The organism is Nissabacter archeti, assembly GCF_018257325.1.
Lineage (GTDB): Bacteria > Pseudomonadota > Gammaproteobacteria > Enterobacterales > Enterobacteriaceae > Chimaeribacter > Chimaeribacter arupi.
In genome coordinates this window covers 151,775-168,600 of the sequence record NZ_JAERKB010000005.1, presented here as the reverse complement: position 1 = coordinate 168,600, position 16,826 = coordinate 151,775, and the positions used below count along the sequence as shown (strand labels likewise).

The following is a 16,826-nucleotide window of genomic DNA, read 5'->3' as shown; positions in this document are numbered from 1 at the left end:
CGAAGTATCCCCTTATTTCACGCGTATCCAACCGGGTGCCTTATGGCTGCACGGCACTGAGTCGCTGACGATAACCCGCCCAGTCAAATGCCGGGCCGGGGTCGGTCTTGCGCCCTGGCGCCACATCACTGTGGCCGGTAATGTTTTCTACAGTAATAGGATACGCGCTAATTAACAATTCGCTGACATCAGTCAGGCTCCGGTATTGTGCCTCGGTAAACGGCAGCGTGTCGGTGCCTTCCAGCTCAATACCGATGGAGAAATCGTTGCAGCGCTCACGCCCCTGCCACTGTGACACCCCCGCGTGCCAGGCACGATCGTTGAAAGAGACATACTGCACGATCTCGCCATCACGCCGGATCAGGCAGTGGGCAGCGACCCGCAGGGTATGGATCTCTGCAAAGAACGGGTCCGCCTGCGGATCCAGCGTGCCGGTAAACAGCTGGTCAATATACGGGCCGCCAAACCGGCCGGGCGGCAGGCTGATATTATGAATAATCAACAGGCTCGGCACGGTATCCGCCGGGCGTTGATCATAATGCGGCGACACCACTTTTCTGACCCCGGTCAGCCACCCTTTTTCCAGTTCCATCCTCTCCCCTCCCCGTGGCCGGGTATTGCCTGTGGCCGGTACGCGTCACGGCCCGATATGGTACTTATCCGGGCAACAGGGTAGCATGTTTCCCCTACCCCCTAATCCGCCATTTCGGAGATTTTCATGCCAACCCGCAGCTACAGTGCCGAGAGCCGCCGGACTGAATTACTCAACCGTATCCAACATGATATTCCATACCTGGTTGCACAGGCGTTACGCGAAGATCTCGGCGGCGATGTGGATGCCGGCCGTGATCTGACTGCGCAATTACTGCCGGCAGACAAGCAGGCAGAGGCCACGATCATCACCCGCGAGGCAGGTATTTTTTGTGGTGCGCGCTGGCTGAATGAGGTGTTTATCCAGCTCGATAATCAGGTGCACGTCACCTGGCATGTCAAAGACGGCGACCAGGTCACGCCTGACCAGCTCCTGTGTGAACTCAGCGGCCCTGCCCGCCTGTTGCTGACCGGTGAGCGCACCGCCCTTAACTTTGTCCAGACCCTTTCCGGCGCGGCCACGGAAGTCAGCCGTTATGTCGCGCTGCTGGAAGGCACCCGTACCCAGTTGCTCGACACCCGCAAAACGCTGCCCGGCCTGCGCACCGCGCTGAAATATGCCGTGCTGTGCGGTGGCGGCGGCAACCACCGCCTCGGCCTCTCTGATGCGTTCCTGATCAAGGAAAACCACATCATCGCTTCCGGCTCCATCAAACAGGCCGTGGAAAAGGCATTCTGGATGCATGCGGACGTGCCGATCGAGGTCGAAGTCGAAACCCTCGATGAGCTGCGTCAGGCTCTGGATGCCGAGGCAGACATCATCATGCTGGACAACTTCAGCCTGGAGATGATGCGCGAGGCCGTCGCCCTGGCCCAGGGGCGCGCCAAGCTGGAAGTCTCCGGCAATGTCACTGATGCCACCCTGCGCCAGTTTGCCGAAACCGGGGTAGATTACATCTCCGTCGGTGCGCTGACCAAACACCTCCGGGCGATGGATCTCTCCATGCGTTTCCGCTGAGTGACCGGCTCCCGGCCGCCATACCGGGAGCTGTTGCGCTGTTATACGCCTCTTTTTCTCCTGCGGTTTTCCATTCCTCACAGCCTGCGATCCTGATTCCACTCTTTTTTGTAACCCGCTGAATACCGGTTTTTTATTCCGGGCCACGCCGAACACTGAAGCCTTGCCGCTGGCACCCCGCAGCCCGGATGCTTACCGTGGCGGCACCTTAATCCAGCGGAGTGAACATATGCATTACCAACAAGGGTTTACCCTGATCGAGTTGATGGTGGTGATTGCCATCATCGCAATCCTGAGTGCCGTCGGCATACCGGCCTACCAGAGTTACATCCAGAAAGCCGCCCTGACCGACATGCTGCAGGCGATGACCCCTTACAAAATGGCGACGGAACTTTGCGCCATTGAACAGGGGGCGTTAACCGGCTGCAACCTCGGCACAGCGGGGATCCCAGCCAGTAAATCCACTCACTATGTCAGCGGTGTGACGGTGACTAACGGCGTTATTACCCTGACCGGGCAGGCCGCATTGAATGGCCTGAGTGTGACCATGACCCCGGTGCCGGACGCGCAGGCCGGCGGGCTGGTATGGCAGCGCCGGTGTGCGGCAACGGGTGAGTTGCAAACGCTGTGCGAAGAGGTATTCCGGTTTGAGGCGGGGAATGCATGATGCCGGTCACCGAAGAACAAACGGCCGCGCTGCGCCGGATTTGCGCTCGGTATCAGGCGGTGATTATCCGCCATGATGCGCAGCATCTGCATGTCGCGGCGCAGGCTGACGTGCTGGACGCGCTCAGCGAAGCCCTGCGCTTTGCCTGCCCACAGGCGTTGCACACGGAGTGCTGGCCTGCGGCACGCCTGGAACAGGCCCGGCAGACAGCACCTGAGACGACGGCAGCGTCGCCTGGCCCCTTTCATGCTCCGGCAGATGCCGCACCGACGGATGACAATACCCCGGCAGCCCTCTTTATCCGGGAGATGTTGCTGCTGGCGTTGCAGCGACGAGCCTCAGACATTCACCTTGAGCCGTATGCCGGGCATTATCGCCTGCGGCTGCGGATTGACGGCGTCTTACAGGAGAGCGCCCCGCCACCGGCTGAGTTGGGCAACCAGATCATTGCGCGCCTTAAAGTAATGGGCAAGCTGGATATTGCCGAGCGACGCCTGCCGCAGGATGGGCAGTGTACCGTGCAGTGCGGTGGGCAGCCGCTCGCCCTGCGTCTCTCTTCTTTACCGACCCTGTACGGTGAAAAATTGGTGTTGCGCCTGCAACAAGGGCCGCAACAGGCACCGGATATAGCGCAGTTAGGCATGACGCCGGAGGCGCTGGCCTGTTTCCGGCGCGTGCTGGCGCAGCCACAGGGGCTGGTTCTGGTCACCGGCCCGACCGGCAGCGGCAAAACCGTCACGCTCTACAGTGGGCTGAAGCAGCTCAACAGCCCGGCGCATAACCTCTGTAGTGTGGAAGATCCGGTCGAGATTCCGGTGGAGGGCATCAACCAGACGCAGGTCAACCCGAAAGCAGAACTGAGCTTTGCGCGCATTCTGCGGGCGCTGCTGCGCCAGGACCCGGACATCATCATGGTGGGTGAAATCCGTGATGCGGAAACCGCAGAGATTGCGGTGAATGCCGCGCAGACCGGGCATCTGGTGCTGTCGACGCTGCATACCAACTCAACAACTGAGACGCTGGTGCGGCTGAACCAGATGGGCATTGAGGGCTACCTTATCGCCTCCTGCCTGAAGCTGGTGATCGCCCAGCGACTGGTGCGCCGCCTCTGCCCCTATTGCCGCACCCGCAGCCCTGACCCGTCGCCCCTGCCGCCGGGAAGCACCGGCGGGCCGCTGTTTCCCTGGCGGGCGGCAGGCTGTGACCACTGTTGTGCCGGGTACTATGGCCGTACCGGTTTATATGAAATGCTGGTGGTCACCCCGGAAATTCAACAGGCGTTAACCCGGCAGGCCACGGTACAGGAGCTGGCAGAGATTGCCCGGCATCAGGGCCAGGCCTCGTTATTGGATGTGGGCCTGGCCCTGGCGGCAGAGGGCACCACGTCACTGGAGGAAGTGTACCGGGTGGTGGGGGCACAAGATGGCTGACCTTTGCCTGTTCCGGTGGCAAGCCATAGACCTTCAGGGGCAGTTTCAACAGGGCGATCTGCTGGCTGCCGGTAAGCAGGCGGTGCTTGAACAGATTATCGATCAGGGGCTGCAACCGCTGCGGATCGTGTCTCTGGGCCGGTTACGTAAACGCGACTGGACACCTACGGAGCGCACTGCGCTGTTTCAGCAACTGGCTACCCTGCTGCAAGCCGGGCTGCCGCTGATGGAGAGCCTCACCCTGCTGGCGGAGGGGCACCCCAGGCCGGGCTGGCGCTGTGTTTTGCAGGACGTGGCGGCCCGGATTGCAGACGGCCTGCCGCTCTCAGTGGGGCTGGCACGTTACCCCGCGGTGTTTCCGGCTATCTGTCTCCAGATGATGGAAGTCGGTGAGCTGACAGGCAATATCGATCACTGCTGCCAGCAATTTTCTCAGCTGGAGGAGCGGGCCCAGCGGTTGCGCCAAAGGATCAGCAAGGCGGTACGTTACCCGCTGATTGTCAGTGCAATTGCGCTGTTGGTTTGCATCCTGATGCTGACGCTGGTGCTGCCGGCTTTTGCAGCGATTTACCAGAGCTTTAATACCCCGCTGCCGTGGTTTACCCAGGTGCTGATAAGCTGTTCTCACTGGCTTATCACACAAGGACCGTGGCTGCTTATGCTGCTGGTGATGGCAGCACTGGGGTATGGTTTCCGGCTCCATCCCCAGCCGCGCTGGCAACAACGGGAACAGCAACTGCTGTTGCGCCTGCCCCTGATGGCCGGGCTGATTCAGGGCGGCAGCATTGCCCAGATTTTTTCGACGCTGGCCCTGACCCAGCGGGCCGGGCTGGACTTGCTTACCGGTTTGCAGGCGGCAGCCAGAGCCGTTCCCAATCTCTGTTACCAGCAGGCCGTGATGCGGGTTCAGCAACAGGTGAGCCAGGGTGTGCCTCTGCACCAGGCGATTGCCGCAGAGCCGCTGTTTACCCCACTGTGCCGGCAGCTTACCCGGGTCGGTGAGGAGTCCGGCTCACTGGACACCCTGCTGGCAAGGCTGGCGCAATGGTACGAACAGCAAACCATGCAACAGGCTGAGGGGCTGGCGCAAACGCTGGAGCCGCTGATGATGGTGGTGATGGGCTGCATCGTGGGTGGGCTGGTGATCGCCATGTACCTGCCGATTTTCCAGCTGGGCAGTGTGATGGGCAATGGGTAAATGAAGTGAGTAGTGGGTAAATGCAATGATAGCGGTTACCAAACGCGTACACAGCGCAGGAATCAGGGTGCCGGGCGCAGGAATCAGCGATTAAACATCAGGAACCAGTGAGAGGAGACATCGGCAGCCGGGCGTTGCCTTCCGGCTGCCGATGCAAAGAGGCGTTACTGCCCGAACAGACGGTTTTCCTGCTCGGCCACCCGGATAAAGGTGGTGCGCTTGGTCAGCTCTTTCAGCCGCTCAGCCCCGACATAAGTGCACGCGGAGCGCAGCCCGCCCAGAATGTCACGGACGGTATGGTCAACCGGCCCGCGCAGGGGCAGTTTTACCGTTTTGCCTTCAGCAGCGCGGTACTCTGCCACGCCGCCGACGTGGCGTTTCATGGCGGACTCAGAACTCATGCCGTAGAACAGCATAAACTCCTGGCCGTTCTCTTCCACGATGGTGCCTTCGCATTCATTATGGCCGGCCAGCATCCCGCCGAGCATGACGAAATCCGCGCCGCCGCCAAATGCTTTGGCCACATCACCCGGTACGGCGCAGCCCCCGTCACTGACAATCTGCCCGCCCAGCCCGTGGGCAGCATCCGCACATTCGATAACGGCGGAGAGTTGTGGGTAGCCTACGCCGGTTTTTACCCGCGTGGTGCAAACAGAACCGGGGCCAATACCGACTTTGACAATGTCAGCCCCGGAGAGGATCAGCTCCTCCACCATTTCACCGGTAACCACATTCCCGGCACAGATCACTTTATCCGGACAGGCTTCGCGCGCCCGTTGCAGGAAGGCAACAAAATGCTCGGAATAGCCGTTAGCCACATCGATGCAGATGAATTTTAATGCCGGGGAGAGTGCCAGAATCTGCTTCATTTTAACAAAGTCAGCTTCTGAGGTGCCGGTAGACACCATCACATGGTTCAGCACCTCGTCTGTTGCCCCTTCAATAAAGGTGCGCCACTGCTCAACGCTGTAGTGTTTATGCACAGCCGTTAACAGATCAAATGAGGCCAGAACGGTTGCCATACGGAAGGTGCCGACCGTGTCCATATTGGCGGCAATAATCGGTACGCCCGACCAGGCGGCACCGGCATGTTTAAAGGTGAAGCGGCGTTGCAGGTCAACGTCAGAGCGGCTTTTCAGCGTAGAGCGTTTCGGGCGGATCAAGACATCTTTAAAGCCGAGTTTTACATCTTCTTCAATACGCATAGTGACGGTTTCCTGGTCGTAGGCGACGGATCGCAAAAAGGTGATCGGGCAGAAAGGTGCGCGAAAAGTCGTGCTGCCATTCCCAGTGACGTCATCATACGCCGGAATAATCGCCGAACAAGTCTGCGAATTTGACTTTATTTACGCTACAATCACAGAAATTTAACTAGATAAATCCGGCGTGACACTGCTCACGATTATTACTGTACGGCAGTCCAAAAAAACGCCCTGTGCACACTGCCGCAGTAAAAGGTTCCATTAGGTATCATGATGTTTCGTCTATCCTTCTTAGTGAGAGCATGACCATGAGCTACCTTGTTGCACTGACAGGCGGCATCGGCAGTGGCAAAAGTACCGTGGCAAATGCGTTTTCCCGCTTAGGTGTAACGGTGATTGACGCTGATGTGATTGCCCGTCAGGTCGTGGAACCGGGAACGCCGGCCCTCGCCGCCATTGCGGCGCATTTCGGTGAGGCGTTGCTGCACCCTGACGGCAGCCTTAACCGCGCCCGCCTGCGCGAGCTCATCTTTGCCGATCCCACGGAAAAAACGTGGCTGAACAACTTGCTGCATCCGCTGATCCAGCAAGAGACACAACGCTGTATTCAGCAGGCCACCACGCCCTATGTGCTGTGGGTGGTGCCGTTGCTGATCGAAAATGGCCTCCAGACCCGCGCTGACCGGGTGCTGGTGATCGATGTTGACCGTGAGACGCAGCTGGCCCGGACCACTGCGCGCGACGGGGTAACACGCCGGCAGGCCGAAAATATTCTTGCCGCACAGGTGACACGCGAACAACGCCTGGCCTGTGCCGACGATGTGATTGATAACAGCGGCGATCCCTCAGCGATCGAACCGCGCGTTGCTGCCCTTCACCAGTATTACCTGCAACTGGCGGCGGCAACCCAACAGGATTAATAGACATGAGTGACCTTTCCCCCAGCGTTCTGTTTGAACACCCCCTGAATGAGAAAATGCGCACCTGGCTGCGTATTGAGTTTTTACTGCAACAACTGCATCAGTACCCGGTGTTGCGTGATATTGCTACCGCCCTCGCCTTCTTCCGTACCATCTCTGACCTGCTGGACGTTCTGGAGCGCGGTGAAGTCCGCACCGAGCTGGTCAAAGAGCTGGAACGTCAACAGCAGAAGTTACGGGTATGGGCAGACGTGCCGGGCGTGGATATGAGCCGGGTTGAAGCCTTGCGCCAGCAACTGAAACAACGCTCTACCGCCCTGATGGCTGCCCCGCGGCTGGGGCAGTCACTGCGTGAGGATCGGTTAATCAGCCTGGTTAAACAGCGGTTGAGCATTCCCGGCGGCTGTTGCAGTTTTGACTTGCCAACGCTGCATATGTGGCTGCATCTGGATCAGGAAGCGCGTAACAGCCAGGTAAACAGCTGGCTGGCGACCCTTGCGCCATTGAGCGACGCACTGACGATTATCCTGGATTTGATCCGCCAGTCCGGCCCCTTCAAAAACCAGATCAGCCTGAACGGCTTCTTCCAGGATAATGCGGAAGATGCAGACCTGTTGCGGTTACGGGTGGCGTTGGAGCACCAGATTTACCCACAGATTTCAGGCCACAAAACCCGTTACGCCATTCGCTTTTTATCACTGGATAGCGAACGCGGACAGGTACCGGCGCGCCTTTCCTTCACCCTTGCCTGCTGCTAGGTGCTGCCCGGTTTATTTTTAGGAGAACACATGGATACCGAACAGACTATCGTCAACTGCCCGACCTGCCAGAAACCGGTGGTCTGGGGTGAAGAGAGCCCCTACCGCCCATTTTGCAGCAAGCGCTGTCAGTTAATTGACCTCGGTGAATGGGCAGACGAAGAGAAACGAATCCCCAGCCAGACCGACATCAATGATTCTGAAAAGTGGAGTGAAGAGGACGAGCGCTGAGGCCGGCTGACGGCGCTGCCCGACAGGGCGCGCCGGACAGGATAATCAGGCTTTCAGTAAGGCGATGATGGCCGCATTGGCCGGGGGGAAATCCTCTTCCCGTAATGCGTGCTGCGGGACCCAGCGCATCGGTTGCCCTTCACGGCCATAGGGTTCGCCCTGCCACGCCTCGACAAGAAAGAAATGGAGGGTGACGCGGCGATCGTCAAACGCGTGCTCCACGCTTTTCAGCGGCTGCACTGAAACCGGCACAATGCCGGTCTCTTCGTCCAGCTCACGTATCAGGGCCTGTTCCGGCGTCTCACCGGCTTCAACTTTGCCGCCGGGGAACTCCCAAAAGCCTGCCATATGGGAACCGGCATCACGCTGGGTAATAAAGATTTCATGGCGAGGGTTACGGATGATACCGACGGCAATCGTCAGGTGTTTTAATGTCACACGCGTCTCCTTTTGTTGTGAGCGCCAGCCTTGTCTGGCCACCGCTCTTCTCTGAACACCAAGCAAAAAAACAGGGGCTCAGCGCGCTGAACCCCTGTGTCTTAGCGGTTGTGCCGCCCCTTTGCGGGGCGGCGCAGTCATCAACGCCGCCTTATTTTTGCAGGCGCCCGTGACACTGTTTGTATTTTTTCCCTGAACCGCATGGGCACGGGTCGTTACGGCCGACTTTGCGCTCACCCACGGCGCCGCTGCGTGCGGCTTCCGCTTCGATCGCGGCGTCAGTCTGGTGGCTCAGTTGCTGTTGCTGGGCCAGACGCTCTGCCTCTTCACGACGCTGTTGCTCCAGCGCTTCGACTTCTTCCGGCAAACGCACCTGCACCTTGCTCAGGGTACTGATGACTTCATATTTCAGTGATTCCAGCATCGCCGCAAACATGGCAAAGGACTCACGCTTATATTCCTGCTTCGGATCTTTCTGCGCATAACCACGCAGGTGGATGCCCTGGCGCAGGTAATCCATAGCCGCCAGGTGCTCTTTCCACAGGGAGTCCAGCGTTTGCAGCATCACGCCTTTCTCGAAGTTGCGCATCATCTCGATGCCGACCACTTCCTCTTTACGCTGGTAAACCTCAATCGCATTTTGCAGGATGCGCTCGCGCAGGGTTTCTTCGTGCAGTTGCGGTTCTTTGTCCAGCCAGTCGGCGATCGGCAGGTCGAGATCAAAGTCCGTTTTCAGGCGCTGTTGCAGGCCGGGGATGTCCCACATCTCTTCCAGGGATTGCGGCGGGATGTAGCCGTCGAGCGTAGCCTTGAAGACATCTTCACGGATGCTGGCAATGGTTTCGCTGACGTCAGACACATCCAGCAGCTCATTACGCTGGGTGTAGATCGCGCGGCGCTGATCGTTGGCGACATCATCATACTCAAGCAGCTGTTTACGGATGTCGAAGTTACGGCTTTCCACTTTGCGTTGGGCATTGGCAATCGCTTTGGTCACCCACGGGTGCTCAATCGCTTCACCTGGTTTCATGCCCAGTTTACGCATCATGTTGGACACACGGTCGGAGGCGAAAATACGCATCAGCGCATCTTCCATCGACAGGTAGAAGCGGGAAGAACCTGCGTCACCCTGACGACCGGCACGGCCGCGCAACTGGTTGTCGATACGGCGGGATTCATGGCGCTCAGTCCCGATGATATGCAGGCCGCCGGACGCCAGTACCGCGTCATGGCGTTTCTGCCAGGCGGCTTTAATGGCGTCAATCTGTTCCTGGGTTGGGTTTTCCAACTCTTCGACTTCGGCATGCCAGCTGCCGCCCAGCATAATGTCCGTACCACGGCCCGCCATGTTGGTGGCAATGGTGACGGCACCCGGCTGACCGGCCTGTGCCACGATTTCCGCTTCGCGGGCGTGGAACTTGGCGTTCAGCACGTTGTGCTTGATACCGGCTTTCGTCAGCTCATTGGAAACCACTTCCGATTTCTCAATGGAGATAGTCCCCACCAGCACCGGCTGCCCGTTGGCGGTACGCTCACGGATGTCTTCGATGATCGCGCCAATCTTTTCCTGCTCGGTCATGTAGACCAGATCCGGCAGATCTTTACGGATCATCGGGCGGTTGGTCGGCACGACAATGGTGTCCAGCTTATAGATGGAGCTGAATTCGAACGCTTCGGTGTCAGCCGTACCGGTCATCCCGGCCAGTTTTTCATACAGGCGGAAGTAGTTCTGGAAGGTGATGGAGGCCAGGGTCTGGTTCTCGTTCTGGATCTCCACGCCCTCTTTGGCTTCCACTGCCTGATGCAGGCCATCAGACCAGCGGCGGCCCTGCATGGTACGGCCGGTGTGTTCGTCAACGATGATGACTTCGCCATCTTTGACGATGTAATCAACGTCACGCGTGAACAGCACATGGGCACGCAGGGCAGCGGTCACGTGGTGCATCAGCATGATGTTGGTCGGGGAGTAGAGTGACTCGCCCTCTTCCATGATGCCGGCGTCCATCAGCAATTCTTCAATCAGAATCAGGCCGCGTTCAGTGAGATGCACCTGGCGGGCTTTTTCATCCACGGAGAAGTGGCCTTCGCCCTGGAAGGTGTCTGAGTCCTCTTTTTCCTGACGAATCAGTTTTGGAATCAGCTTGTTAACCTTGATGTACATTTCCGAACTGTCTTCAGCCGGGCCGGAGATAATCAGCGGAGTACGCGCTTCATCGATGAGGATGGAGTCCACCTCATCCACCAGCGCATAGTGCAGTTTACGCTGCACGCGCTCTTCCGGGCTGAAGGCCATGTTGTCGCGCAGGTAGTCAAAACCGTATTCGTTGTTGGTGCCGTAGGTGATGTCAGCGGCGTATGCGGCGCGTTTGGCCGGCGCAGGCATACCCGGCAGGTTGATCCCGATGGACAGGCCGAGGAATTCAAACAGGGCGCGGTTGTTTTCGGCGTCACGCTGGGCCAGATAGTCGTTGACGGTAATGACGTGCACGCCCTTGCCGCTCAGCGCATTCAGGTACGCCGGCAGGGTAGCGGTCAGGGTTTTACCTTCACCGGTACGCATTTCAGCGATGCAACGATCGTTCAGTACCATGCCGCCCAGCAGCTGGACGTCAAAGTGACGCATACCAAAGACACGTTTACTGGCTTCACGCACAACGGCGAACGCTTCCGGGATCAGGCTTTCCAGCACTTCCCCTTTTGCCAGGCGGGCGCGGAACTCGTCCGTTTTCGCCTTCAGCGCGTCATCGGAAAGCTTTTCCATTTCCGGCTCAAGACGGTTAATTTGCTCTACCGCTTTACGCATACGGCGCAGGGTGCGGTCGTTGCGGCTGCCAAATACTTTGGTCAATAATTTGATTAACATAATTCTTAATATCTCTCAGCTGGCTAATTATTAGCCACTACTTTATTGATTTATCAATTGTTTTAAAGGTATTGGGGGAATTATGCAATCGGACCGGCACGAATACCTTGCACCTGCGCCAGCCACAAGCCCGCCTGGTAGCGGATGACCGCCATAAAAAGACGGGCAGAGGTGAAGCGGATAATCGTCGGTGGTTTGGGTTCATGCGTCAGTAAAGCATTGAGCGTGACCAGCAAAGCGAGGCGCTGTGCCTGTAACGGCTCGGCCTGAATGGATTCAGCATCGGTAGCGGTCTGGTAGACAGCGGCCGGTGCCAATGCAAAGGAAAGGTGACGGATAACCGTACGGATGGCATGCTGGTGCCAGTAGTCGACACTGAAGGAAGGGCGGCGATGCGCCTCTTGCAACAACATCAGGCGCGTAAAGGCTGTACTGGCGCTGTTCTGACGGTTTAAGCTGGACGACGGGTTAGGCAGCGCGGATTGATCAGAAGAGCTGGTTAACCCTGACGACACGCCAAAGCTCGCCGCGACCATCCCCAGCAGAAGATGCGGCCAGAAATAACGTCTGCCAAATTGTCGCCAACGATTTAGAATACCGATCACGAGTTTAGATCCGCCGGAGCCCCGCCATGCGTGATAGCCGCCCACAATTATTAGATGTCCTGTTCGACGATGCCTCGGCAGGAGGGAAAAGCCCGCTGCAAAGCGTACAACAACGCGCTACCGCGCTGTTAAAGCTTAACCGTGCAGTGAAAGGTCTGTTGCCTGTTCAGTTGCATCCCTGGTGCCGTGTCGCTAACTACCGACAGGGTATTTTAGTGCTTGAAACGGCGAATGCCAGTTGGATGATGCGATTACGCTACGAACAGTCCAATCTTCTCTCTGCACTACGAGCGCAAATATTACCATCATTGTCCGCGATCGACATCAGGATTAATCCGTCGTTAATGGCAAAAGCGGAAGCTGCTGCGCAAAAACCGCAGAATGCAGAGACGAGCGAGGTTTACCGGCAATTAAGCCCGCAGAGTGCGGATGCGTTACGCGGTGTCGCGGATCGCAGCCCGGAAAAATTGAAAAAGGCGTTAGAACGGCTGGCTGCCCTGGCCGGAGAGAGTACCAGTGCAACCAGTCGTGATAAGAAAAACTAAGCTAAGGTCAGGCCCACACAGCAGACGGCGCTTTGAATGCCAGCGGCATTTCCGCTTCGTCCTGGAAGGTCACATATTCCCACGCTTCCTGTTTCGCCAGCACAGCCTGCAGCAGTTTATTGTTCAGCGCATGGCCTGACTTGTACGCCGTCAGGGAGCCAATGATGTTATGGCCGCACATGAACAGGTCACCGATGGCATCCAGCATTTTATGACGCACGAATTCGTCTTCAAAACGCAGGCCGTCTTCGTTCAGGACGCGATAGTCATCGACGACAATCGCGCAGTCGAAGCTGCCGCCCAGGCACAGGCCACGGGACTGCAGGTATTCGATGTCACGCATGAAACCGAAAGTACGTGCCCGGCTGATTTGGCGCACAAACGCGTCGGCCGAGAAATCCATACGATAACGCTGTGAACTGCTGTTAATCGCCGGGTGATTAAAATCGATGGTGAAGTCGAGGCTGAAACCATTATGCGGTCGCAGTTCGGCCCACTTGTCACCCTCTTCCACACGGACAGTCTCTTTAATCCGCAGGAATTTCTTGGCTGCATTCAGCTCTTCGATACCGGCATCCAGCAGCAGGTAGACGAAAGGCGCGGCGCTGCCGTCCATGATCGGAACTTCCGGCGCATCGACCTCAATCACAATGTTGTCGATGCCCAGACCGGCCAGGGCAGCATTCAGGTGCTCAACCGTAGAAATACGTACGTCATGCTCATTGACCAGGCAAGTACAGAGCATGGTATCACGCACGGATTTGGCATCTGCCGGGAAATCTACCGGTGGATTCAAGTCAGTGCGACGATAGATGACCCCGGTATTGGCCGGTGCAGGGCGCAGAGTCAGCGTGACCTTCTTACCGGTATGCAAACCGACGCCTGTCGCCTGAACAATACGTTTTAATGTGCGTTGTTTGATCATCGTTTTATCTCGCAATGTTATCCATCCTACCAACCCCAGCTTATACCAGGATCGGCGGGACAGTTTAGCACAAAGAGCGGAGATGCTAAAGCAGCGACAATTAATCAGCCTGCTTACGCAGGAAAGCCGGAATATCTAAGTAATCAGGCTCTTTGTTCGACTGCGTATTCTGCTCGTTGACCACTTTGGCGGCAGGTTTGTTCTCCTGCTGCTGCGGCAGCGGCGACAGACCATGCTGCTGGTAACGGTGATCCATAACCGGCTGCTGTTGGGTCTGCTGCTTGTTGGTCACCAGCGTAATTTCCGGACGTTTGTCCATGCCGATGCCGGTTGCCACTACGGTGACGCGCAGTTCGTCATTCATCTCCGGGTCAAGGGACGTACCGATAACCACGGTCGCGTTATCCGAGGCGAAGGCGCGGATCGTGTTACCCACGGTTTCGAACTCATCCAGACGCAGGTCGAAGCCGGCAGTGATGTTGACCAGCACGCCGCGCGCACCGGAAAGGTCGATGTCTTCCAGCAGCGGGCTGGAGATCGCCATTTCGGCTGCTTCTTCTGCACGGTCTTCCCCGCAAGCCACGCCGGAACCCATCATGGCGTAACCCATTTCGGACATCACGGTGCGCACGTCGGCAAAGTCGACGTTCATCAGGCCCGGGCGGGTGATCAGCTCAGCGATGCCCTGTACCGCGCCTTTCAGCACGTCATTGGCTGCGCCGAAGGCGTCCAGCAGGGAGATACCGCGGCCCAGGACTTTCAGCAGCTTGTCGTTCGGGATAGTGATCAGGGAGTCAACGTGCTTGGACAGCTCAGCAATCCCCTGCTCGGCGAAGGCCATACGTTTCTTGCCTTCAAAATTGAAAGGCTTGGTCACAACGGCCACGGTCAGAATACCCAGATCTTTTGCCACTTCAGCGACAACAGGCGCAGCACCGGTACCGGTACCGCCGCCCATGCCGGCCGCGATGAAGACCATATCGGCGCCTTCCAGGGCCGTACGCAATGCCTCGCGGTCCTCTTCGGCAGAGTTGCGGCCCACTTCCGGGTTGGCGCCTGCGCCCAGCCCTTTGGTGATCCCGCTGCCGATCTGGATGGTTTGGCCCACCGCCGTCTTACGCAGCGCCTGGGCGTCTGTGTTTACGGCGAAGAATTCAACACCTTCGATGCGTTCACGCACCATATGTTCAACGGCATTACCGCCGCCACCGCCGACGCCGATGACTTTAATCACCGCGTCATTGGTTAATTCCATAGGTTCAAACATAATTTCTCTCCGTTTTGTGCCTGTCGCTTCGAGATCAAAAAAAGAGGATCAGCTTGATCTCTTGTTAAACATTAAAATTCTTTTCTCAGCCAGCTGTTGATTCGTTTGAACCAGTTGCCCACTGAGGCGCGTTTTTCCACTTCCGCCTCACCGCTCAGGTGAGACTCTTTTCCGTAGTGCAGTAACCCTACCGCTGTGGAGTAGTAAGGCTCCTGCGCATAATCCGTCAGTCCGGTAATATTCAGCGGCTGGCCGATGCGGACCTGGGTGTGAAACACCCGTTGGGCACAGGCTGCCAGACCATCGATTTGTGCCGCGCCGCCGGTCAGGACAATGCCGGCGGCCAGATGATGCTTAACGCCCTGCTGGCGCAGCTGCTCCTGCAGTTGCAGGATCTCATCGTTGACCAGGTTCAGCAGCTCGGTATAACGCGGCTCGATCACCTCAGCCAGTGTCTGGCGTTGCAGGCTGCGCGGCGGACGACCGCCTACGCTCGGCACCTCAACGCTCTCATCCTTACTGACGATGGAACCCAGCGCACATCCGTGGCGCACTTTAATGGCTTCAGCATCGGTCGGCGGCGTACCAAAGGCATACGCAATGTCACTGGTCACCACATTGCCGGCGTAAGGGATCACCTTGGTATGGCGCAATGCCCCACCGGTATACACGGCGATATCCATCGTGCCGCCGCCGATATCCACGACGCACACGCCCAGTTCACGTTCATCTTCTGTCAGCACCGCATAGCTGGCTGCCAGACCGGCAAAAATCAGTTGGTCAACTTTCAGGCCGCAACGTTCCACGGCTTTAACAATATTCTTTGCCATGTCGTTATGGCAGGTAATCAGATGCACTTTTGCCTGCATCCGCACGCCGGACAACCCCACCGGGTTTTTAATCCCTTCCTGGTAGTCGATGGCGTATTCCTGCGGGATCACGTGCAAAATGCGGTGTTCATCACGTACACGTACCGATTTAGCGGTATGTACCACATTTTCCACATCTTCCTGCGTGACTTCCTCTTCCGAAATAGGAACCATCCCGATTTCGTTCTGGCAACTGATGTGTTTGCCGGATAACGCCAGGTAGACTGACGATATCTGGCAATCTGCCATCAGTTCGGCCTGATCGATGGCGCGTTGCACGCATTTTACCACCGACTCAAGATCGTTGACGCCACCTTTATCCATACCGCGGGACGGGCAACTGCCCACCCCAATAATGTTGACCATGCCATCGGGCAGAACTTCCCCTACCAATGCCGCAACCTTTGCCGTACCGATTTCCAGTCCAACTACCAGTTTTCTGTCCGTCGACTTGATCATTGTTGTTTTGCCTGTGCCTGATTTTGTTGCTGATTACTGTTTTGCTGCTCAACGAATGCCGGAGCCCAGCCCACTGCCGCACCGGTGTCATAACGCAGATCGACATAGCTGACGCGCTTGTTGTCGGTCTGTGCCTGCTGCTGCAATACCGGGAACAGCTCAATAAAGCGCTGCAAGCGTCCTGCACGGTCATCACGGCCCAGATCAATACGGATATCGTTATCCAGCGCCAGTTGCCAGGAGTGCCGCGCGGTCATAGAGACCATCTTCAGCGTAAACTTACCGGCAGCCAGCGTCTGGCTCATCGTTCTGTAACCTTGCAAAACATCCTGTTCACTGCCTTCCGGCCCGTAGAGCAACGGCATCTTCTGGTTGCTCATCCGTTCCGACGGCACGCTGAAGGCTTTTCCTTCAGCATCGACCATATGCAGGTCGTTCCAGCGGGCAACGGGCACATACTCCACCACATGGATCTTCAGTTCATCCGGCCACTGCTTGCGGACACTGGCCTGTTTGATCCACGGCAACCGCTCAATCTGCTGCTGGATGACGTTCACATCCTGCGTCATAAACGTGCCCGGCGACCCCAGGGCCATAATGGCCTGCCGGATGTCGTCATTGGTGGTGAAATGGCGTTCACCCGTCACCACCAGTTTGGAGAGCGGCAGCCGGTTGGCATCTTTCATCCACCCCAGCACTGCCCAGCCGCTCCAGCCGATGGTCCCCAGTACCATCAGCAGGAAAAGAATACCTGCCAGCTGAGTACCGTTACTGCGGCGCAGGCTACGGCTGACCGTAGGCTCATCGCGCTCGCGTGAATTCAAGGCCGCCTGCGACATA

General features: G+C 57.6%; 17 protein-coding genes. 8 read left to right on the top strand and 9 right to left on the bottom strand.

Annotated features, from left to right (window positions below; genetic code table 11):
• Positions 1–40 precede the first annotated feature (40 nt).
• Entirely contained in the window at positions 41–592 is a 552-nt protein-coding gene (ampD, locus tag JK232_RS08350; RefSeq protein WP_072928869.1) for a 1,6-anhydro-N-acetylmuramyl-L-alanine amidase AmpD, read from the bottom strand.
• Positions 593–718: 126 nt separating this feature from the next.
• On the opposite strand from ampD, the gene nadC reads away from it, so the two are divergent.
• The 4 genes from nadC (at position 719) to hofC (ending at position 4,904) form a co-directional block, all read left to right on the top strand.
• Positions 719–1,609, top strand: a complete 891-nt coding sequence (gene nadC / locus JK232_RS08345) for a carboxylating nicotinate-nucleotide diphosphorylase (RefSeq protein ID WP_072928867.1) — start codon at positions 719–721, stop codon at positions 1,607–1,609.
• Positions 1,610–1,838: 229 nt separating this feature from the next.
• Positions 1,839–2,276, top strand: a complete 438-nt coding sequence (gene ppdD, locus JK232_RS08340) for a prepilin peptidase-dependent pilin (protein WP_101834047.1) — start codon at positions 1,839–1,841, stop codon at positions 2,274–2,276.
• Positions 2,276–3,706, top strand: coding sequence for a type II secretion system protein GspE (gene gspE, locus JK232_RS08335; RefSeq protein WP_212589082.1), 1,431 nt, complete (start codon positions 2,276–2,278; stop codon positions 3,704–3,706). The genes ppdD and gspE overlap by 1 nt, the downstream gene beginning before the upstream one ends.
• Positions 3,699–4,904: a protein transport protein HofC gene (hofC, locus tag JK232_RS08330; RefSeq protein WP_212589055.1), complete on the top strand. Its 1,206-nt coding sequence runs from the start codon at positions 3,699–3,701 to the stop codon at positions 4,902–4,904. The genes gspE and hofC overlap by 8 nt, the downstream gene beginning before the upstream one ends.
• A 164-nt stretch (positions 4,905–5,068) precedes the next feature.
• Here hofC and JK232_RS08325 read toward each other — a convergent pair whose 3' ends face one another.
• A complete protein-coding gene (locus tag JK232_RS08325) occupies positions 5,069–6,109 on the bottom strand; it encodes a GMP reductase (RefSeq protein WP_072928862.1) in 1,041 nt (346 codons plus the stop codon).
• Between the two features lie 305 nt (positions 6,110–6,414).
• Between JK232_RS08325 and coaE the strand changes: the two genes are divergently transcribed.
• The 3 genes from coaE to yacG are packed head-to-tail and all read left to right on the top strand — an operon-like array spanning position 6,415 to position 8,015.
• Positions 6,415–7,026: a dephospho-CoA kinase gene (gene coaE / locus JK232_RS08320; RefSeq protein ID WP_072929091.1), complete on the top strand. Its 612-nt coding sequence runs from the start codon at positions 6,415–6,417 to the stop codon at positions 7,024–7,026.
• A gap of 5 nt (positions 7,027–7,031) precedes the next feature.
• The gene (gene zapD, locus JK232_RS08315) at positions 7,032–7,784 is read left to right on the top strand and encodes a cell division protein ZapD (RefSeq protein WP_101827969.1); all 753 of its coding nucleotides are present in this window, start codon (positions 7,032–7,034) and stop codon (positions 7,782–7,784) included.
• Positions 7,785–7,814: 30 nt separating this feature from the next.
• Positions 7,815–8,015 (top strand): DNA gyrase inhibitor YacG, encoded by a 201-nt coding sequence (gene yacG, locus JK232_RS08310; RefSeq protein ID WP_072928858.1) that lies wholly within the window; start codon positions 7,815–7,817, stop codon positions 8,013–8,015.
• 45 nt (positions 8,016–8,060) lie between these two features.
• On the opposite strand, the gene mutT is transcribed toward yacG, so the two are convergent.
• From mutT to secM, 3 genes are all read right to left on the bottom strand, one after another.
• Positions 8,061–8,453 carry an 8-oxo-dGTP diphosphatase MutT gene (mutT, locus tag JK232_RS08305; RefSeq protein WP_072928856.1) on the bottom strand — a complete coding sequence of 131 codons (393 nt, stop codon included), beginning with the start codon at positions 8,451–8,453 and terminating at the stop codon, positions 8,061–8,063.
• A gap of 151 nt (positions 8,454–8,604) precedes the next feature.
• Positions 8,605–11,316: a preprotein translocase subunit SecA gene (secA, locus tag JK232_RS08300; RefSeq protein WP_072928854.1), complete on the bottom strand. Its 2,712-nt coding sequence runs from the start codon at positions 11,314–11,316 to the stop codon at positions 8,605–8,607.
• A gap of 80 nt (positions 11,317–11,396) precedes the next feature.
• Positions 11,397–11,921 carry a secA translation cis-regulator SecM gene (gene secM / locus JK232_RS08295; RefSeq protein WP_101834051.1) on the bottom strand — a complete coding sequence of 175 codons (525 nt, stop codon included), beginning with the start codon at positions 11,919–11,921 and terminating at the stop codon, positions 11,397–11,399.
• Between the two features lie 26 nt (positions 11,922–11,947).
• Here secM and JK232_RS08290 point away from each other — a divergent pair, with 26 nt between their 5' ends.
• Entirely contained in the window at positions 11,948–12,466 is a 519-nt protein-coding gene (locus tag JK232_RS08290; RefSeq protein WP_072928851.1) for a DUF721 domain-containing protein, read from the top strand.
• 7 nt (positions 12,467–12,473) lie between these two features.
• Here the strand turns inward: JK232_RS08290 and lpxC are convergent, their stop codons facing one another.
• The 4 genes from lpxC to ftsQ form a co-directional block, all read right to left on the bottom strand.
• Positions 12,474–13,391 (bottom strand): UDP-3-O-acyl-N-acetylglucosamine deacetylase, encoded by a 918-nt coding sequence (lpxC, locus tag JK232_RS08285; RefSeq protein WP_072928848.1) that lies wholly within the window; start codon positions 13,389–13,391, stop codon positions 12,474–12,476.
• A 100-nt stretch (positions 13,392–13,491) separates the two neighbouring features.
• Positions 13,492–14,658 carry a cell division protein FtsZ gene (gene ftsZ / locus JK232_RS08280; RefSeq protein WP_072928846.1) on the bottom strand — a complete coding sequence of 389 codons (1,167 nt, stop codon included), beginning with the start codon at positions 14,656–14,658 and terminating at the stop codon, positions 13,492–13,494.
• A 71-nt stretch (positions 14,659–14,729) separates the two neighbouring features.
• Positions 14,730–15,986 carry a cell division protein FtsA gene (gene ftsA, locus JK232_RS08275; RefSeq protein WP_072928843.1) on the bottom strand — a complete coding sequence of 419 codons (1,257 nt, stop codon included), beginning with the start codon at positions 15,984–15,986 and terminating at the stop codon, positions 14,730–14,732.
• Positions 15,983–16,825 carry a cell division protein FtsQ gene (gene ftsQ / locus JK232_RS08270; protein ID WP_072928841.1) on the bottom strand — a complete coding sequence of 281 codons (843 nt, stop codon included), beginning with the start codon at positions 16,823–16,825 and terminating at the stop codon, positions 15,983–15,985. The genes ftsA and ftsQ overlap by 4 nt, the downstream gene beginning before the upstream one ends.
• Between the last annotated feature and the right edge of the window lies 1 nt (position 16,826).

Bases quoted from the DNA above. Each gene is read 5' to 3' on its own strand.
- ampD (WP_072928869.1), bottom strand. From the start codon at position 592: ATGGAACTGGAAAAAGGGTGGCTGACCGGGGTCAGAAAAGTGGTGTCG.
- nadC (WP_072928867.1), top strand. From the start codon at position 719: ATGCCAACCCGCAGCTACAGTGCCGAGAGCCGCCGGACTGAATTACTC.
- ppdD (WP_101834047.1), top strand. From the start codon at position 1,839: ATGCATTACCAACAAGGGTTTACCCTGATCGAGTTGATGGTGGTGATT.
- gspE (WP_212589082.1), top strand. From the start codon at position 2,276: ATGCCGGTCACCGAAGAACAAACGGCCGCGCTGCGCCGGATTTGCGCT.
- hofC (WP_212589055.1), top strand. From the start codon at position 3,699: ATGGCTGACCTTTGCCTGTTCCGGTGGCAAGCCATAGACCTTCAGGGG.
- JK232_RS08325 (WP_072928862.1), bottom strand. From the start codon at position 6,109: ATGCGTATTGAAGAAGATGTAAAACTCGGCTTTAAAGATGTCTTGATC.
- coaE (WP_072929091.1), top strand. From the start codon at position 6,415: ATGAGCTACCTTGTTGCACTGACAGGCGGCATCGGCAGTGGCAAAAGT.
- zapD (WP_101827969.1), top strand. From the start codon at position 7,032: ATGAGTGACCTTTCCCCCAGCGTTCTGTTTGAACACCCCCTGAATGAG.
- yacG (WP_072928858.1), top strand. From the start codon at position 7,815: ATGGATACCGAACAGACTATCGTCAACTGCCCGACCTGCCAGAAACCG.
- secA (WP_072928854.1), bottom strand. From the start codon at position 11,316: ATGTTAATCAAATTATTGACCAAAGTATTTGGCAGCCGCAACGACCGC.
- JK232_RS08290 (WP_072928851.1), top strand. From the start codon at position 11,948: ATGCGTGATAGCCGCCCACAATTATTAGATGTCCTGTTCGACGATGCC.
- lpxC (WP_072928848.1), bottom strand. From the start codon at position 13,391: ATGATCAAACAACGCACATTAAAACGTATTGTTCAGGCGACAGGCGTC.
- ftsZ (WP_072928846.1), bottom strand. From the start codon at position 14,658: ATGTTTGAACCTATGGAATTAACCAATGACGCGGTGATTAAAGTCATC.
- ftsA (WP_072928843.1), bottom strand. From the start codon at position 15,986: ATGATCAAGTCGACGGACAGAAAACTGGTAGTTGGACTGGAAATCGGT.
- ftsQ (WP_072928841.1), bottom strand. From the start codon at position 16,825: ATGTCGCAGGCGGCCTTGAATTCACGCGAGCGCGATGAGCCTACGGTC.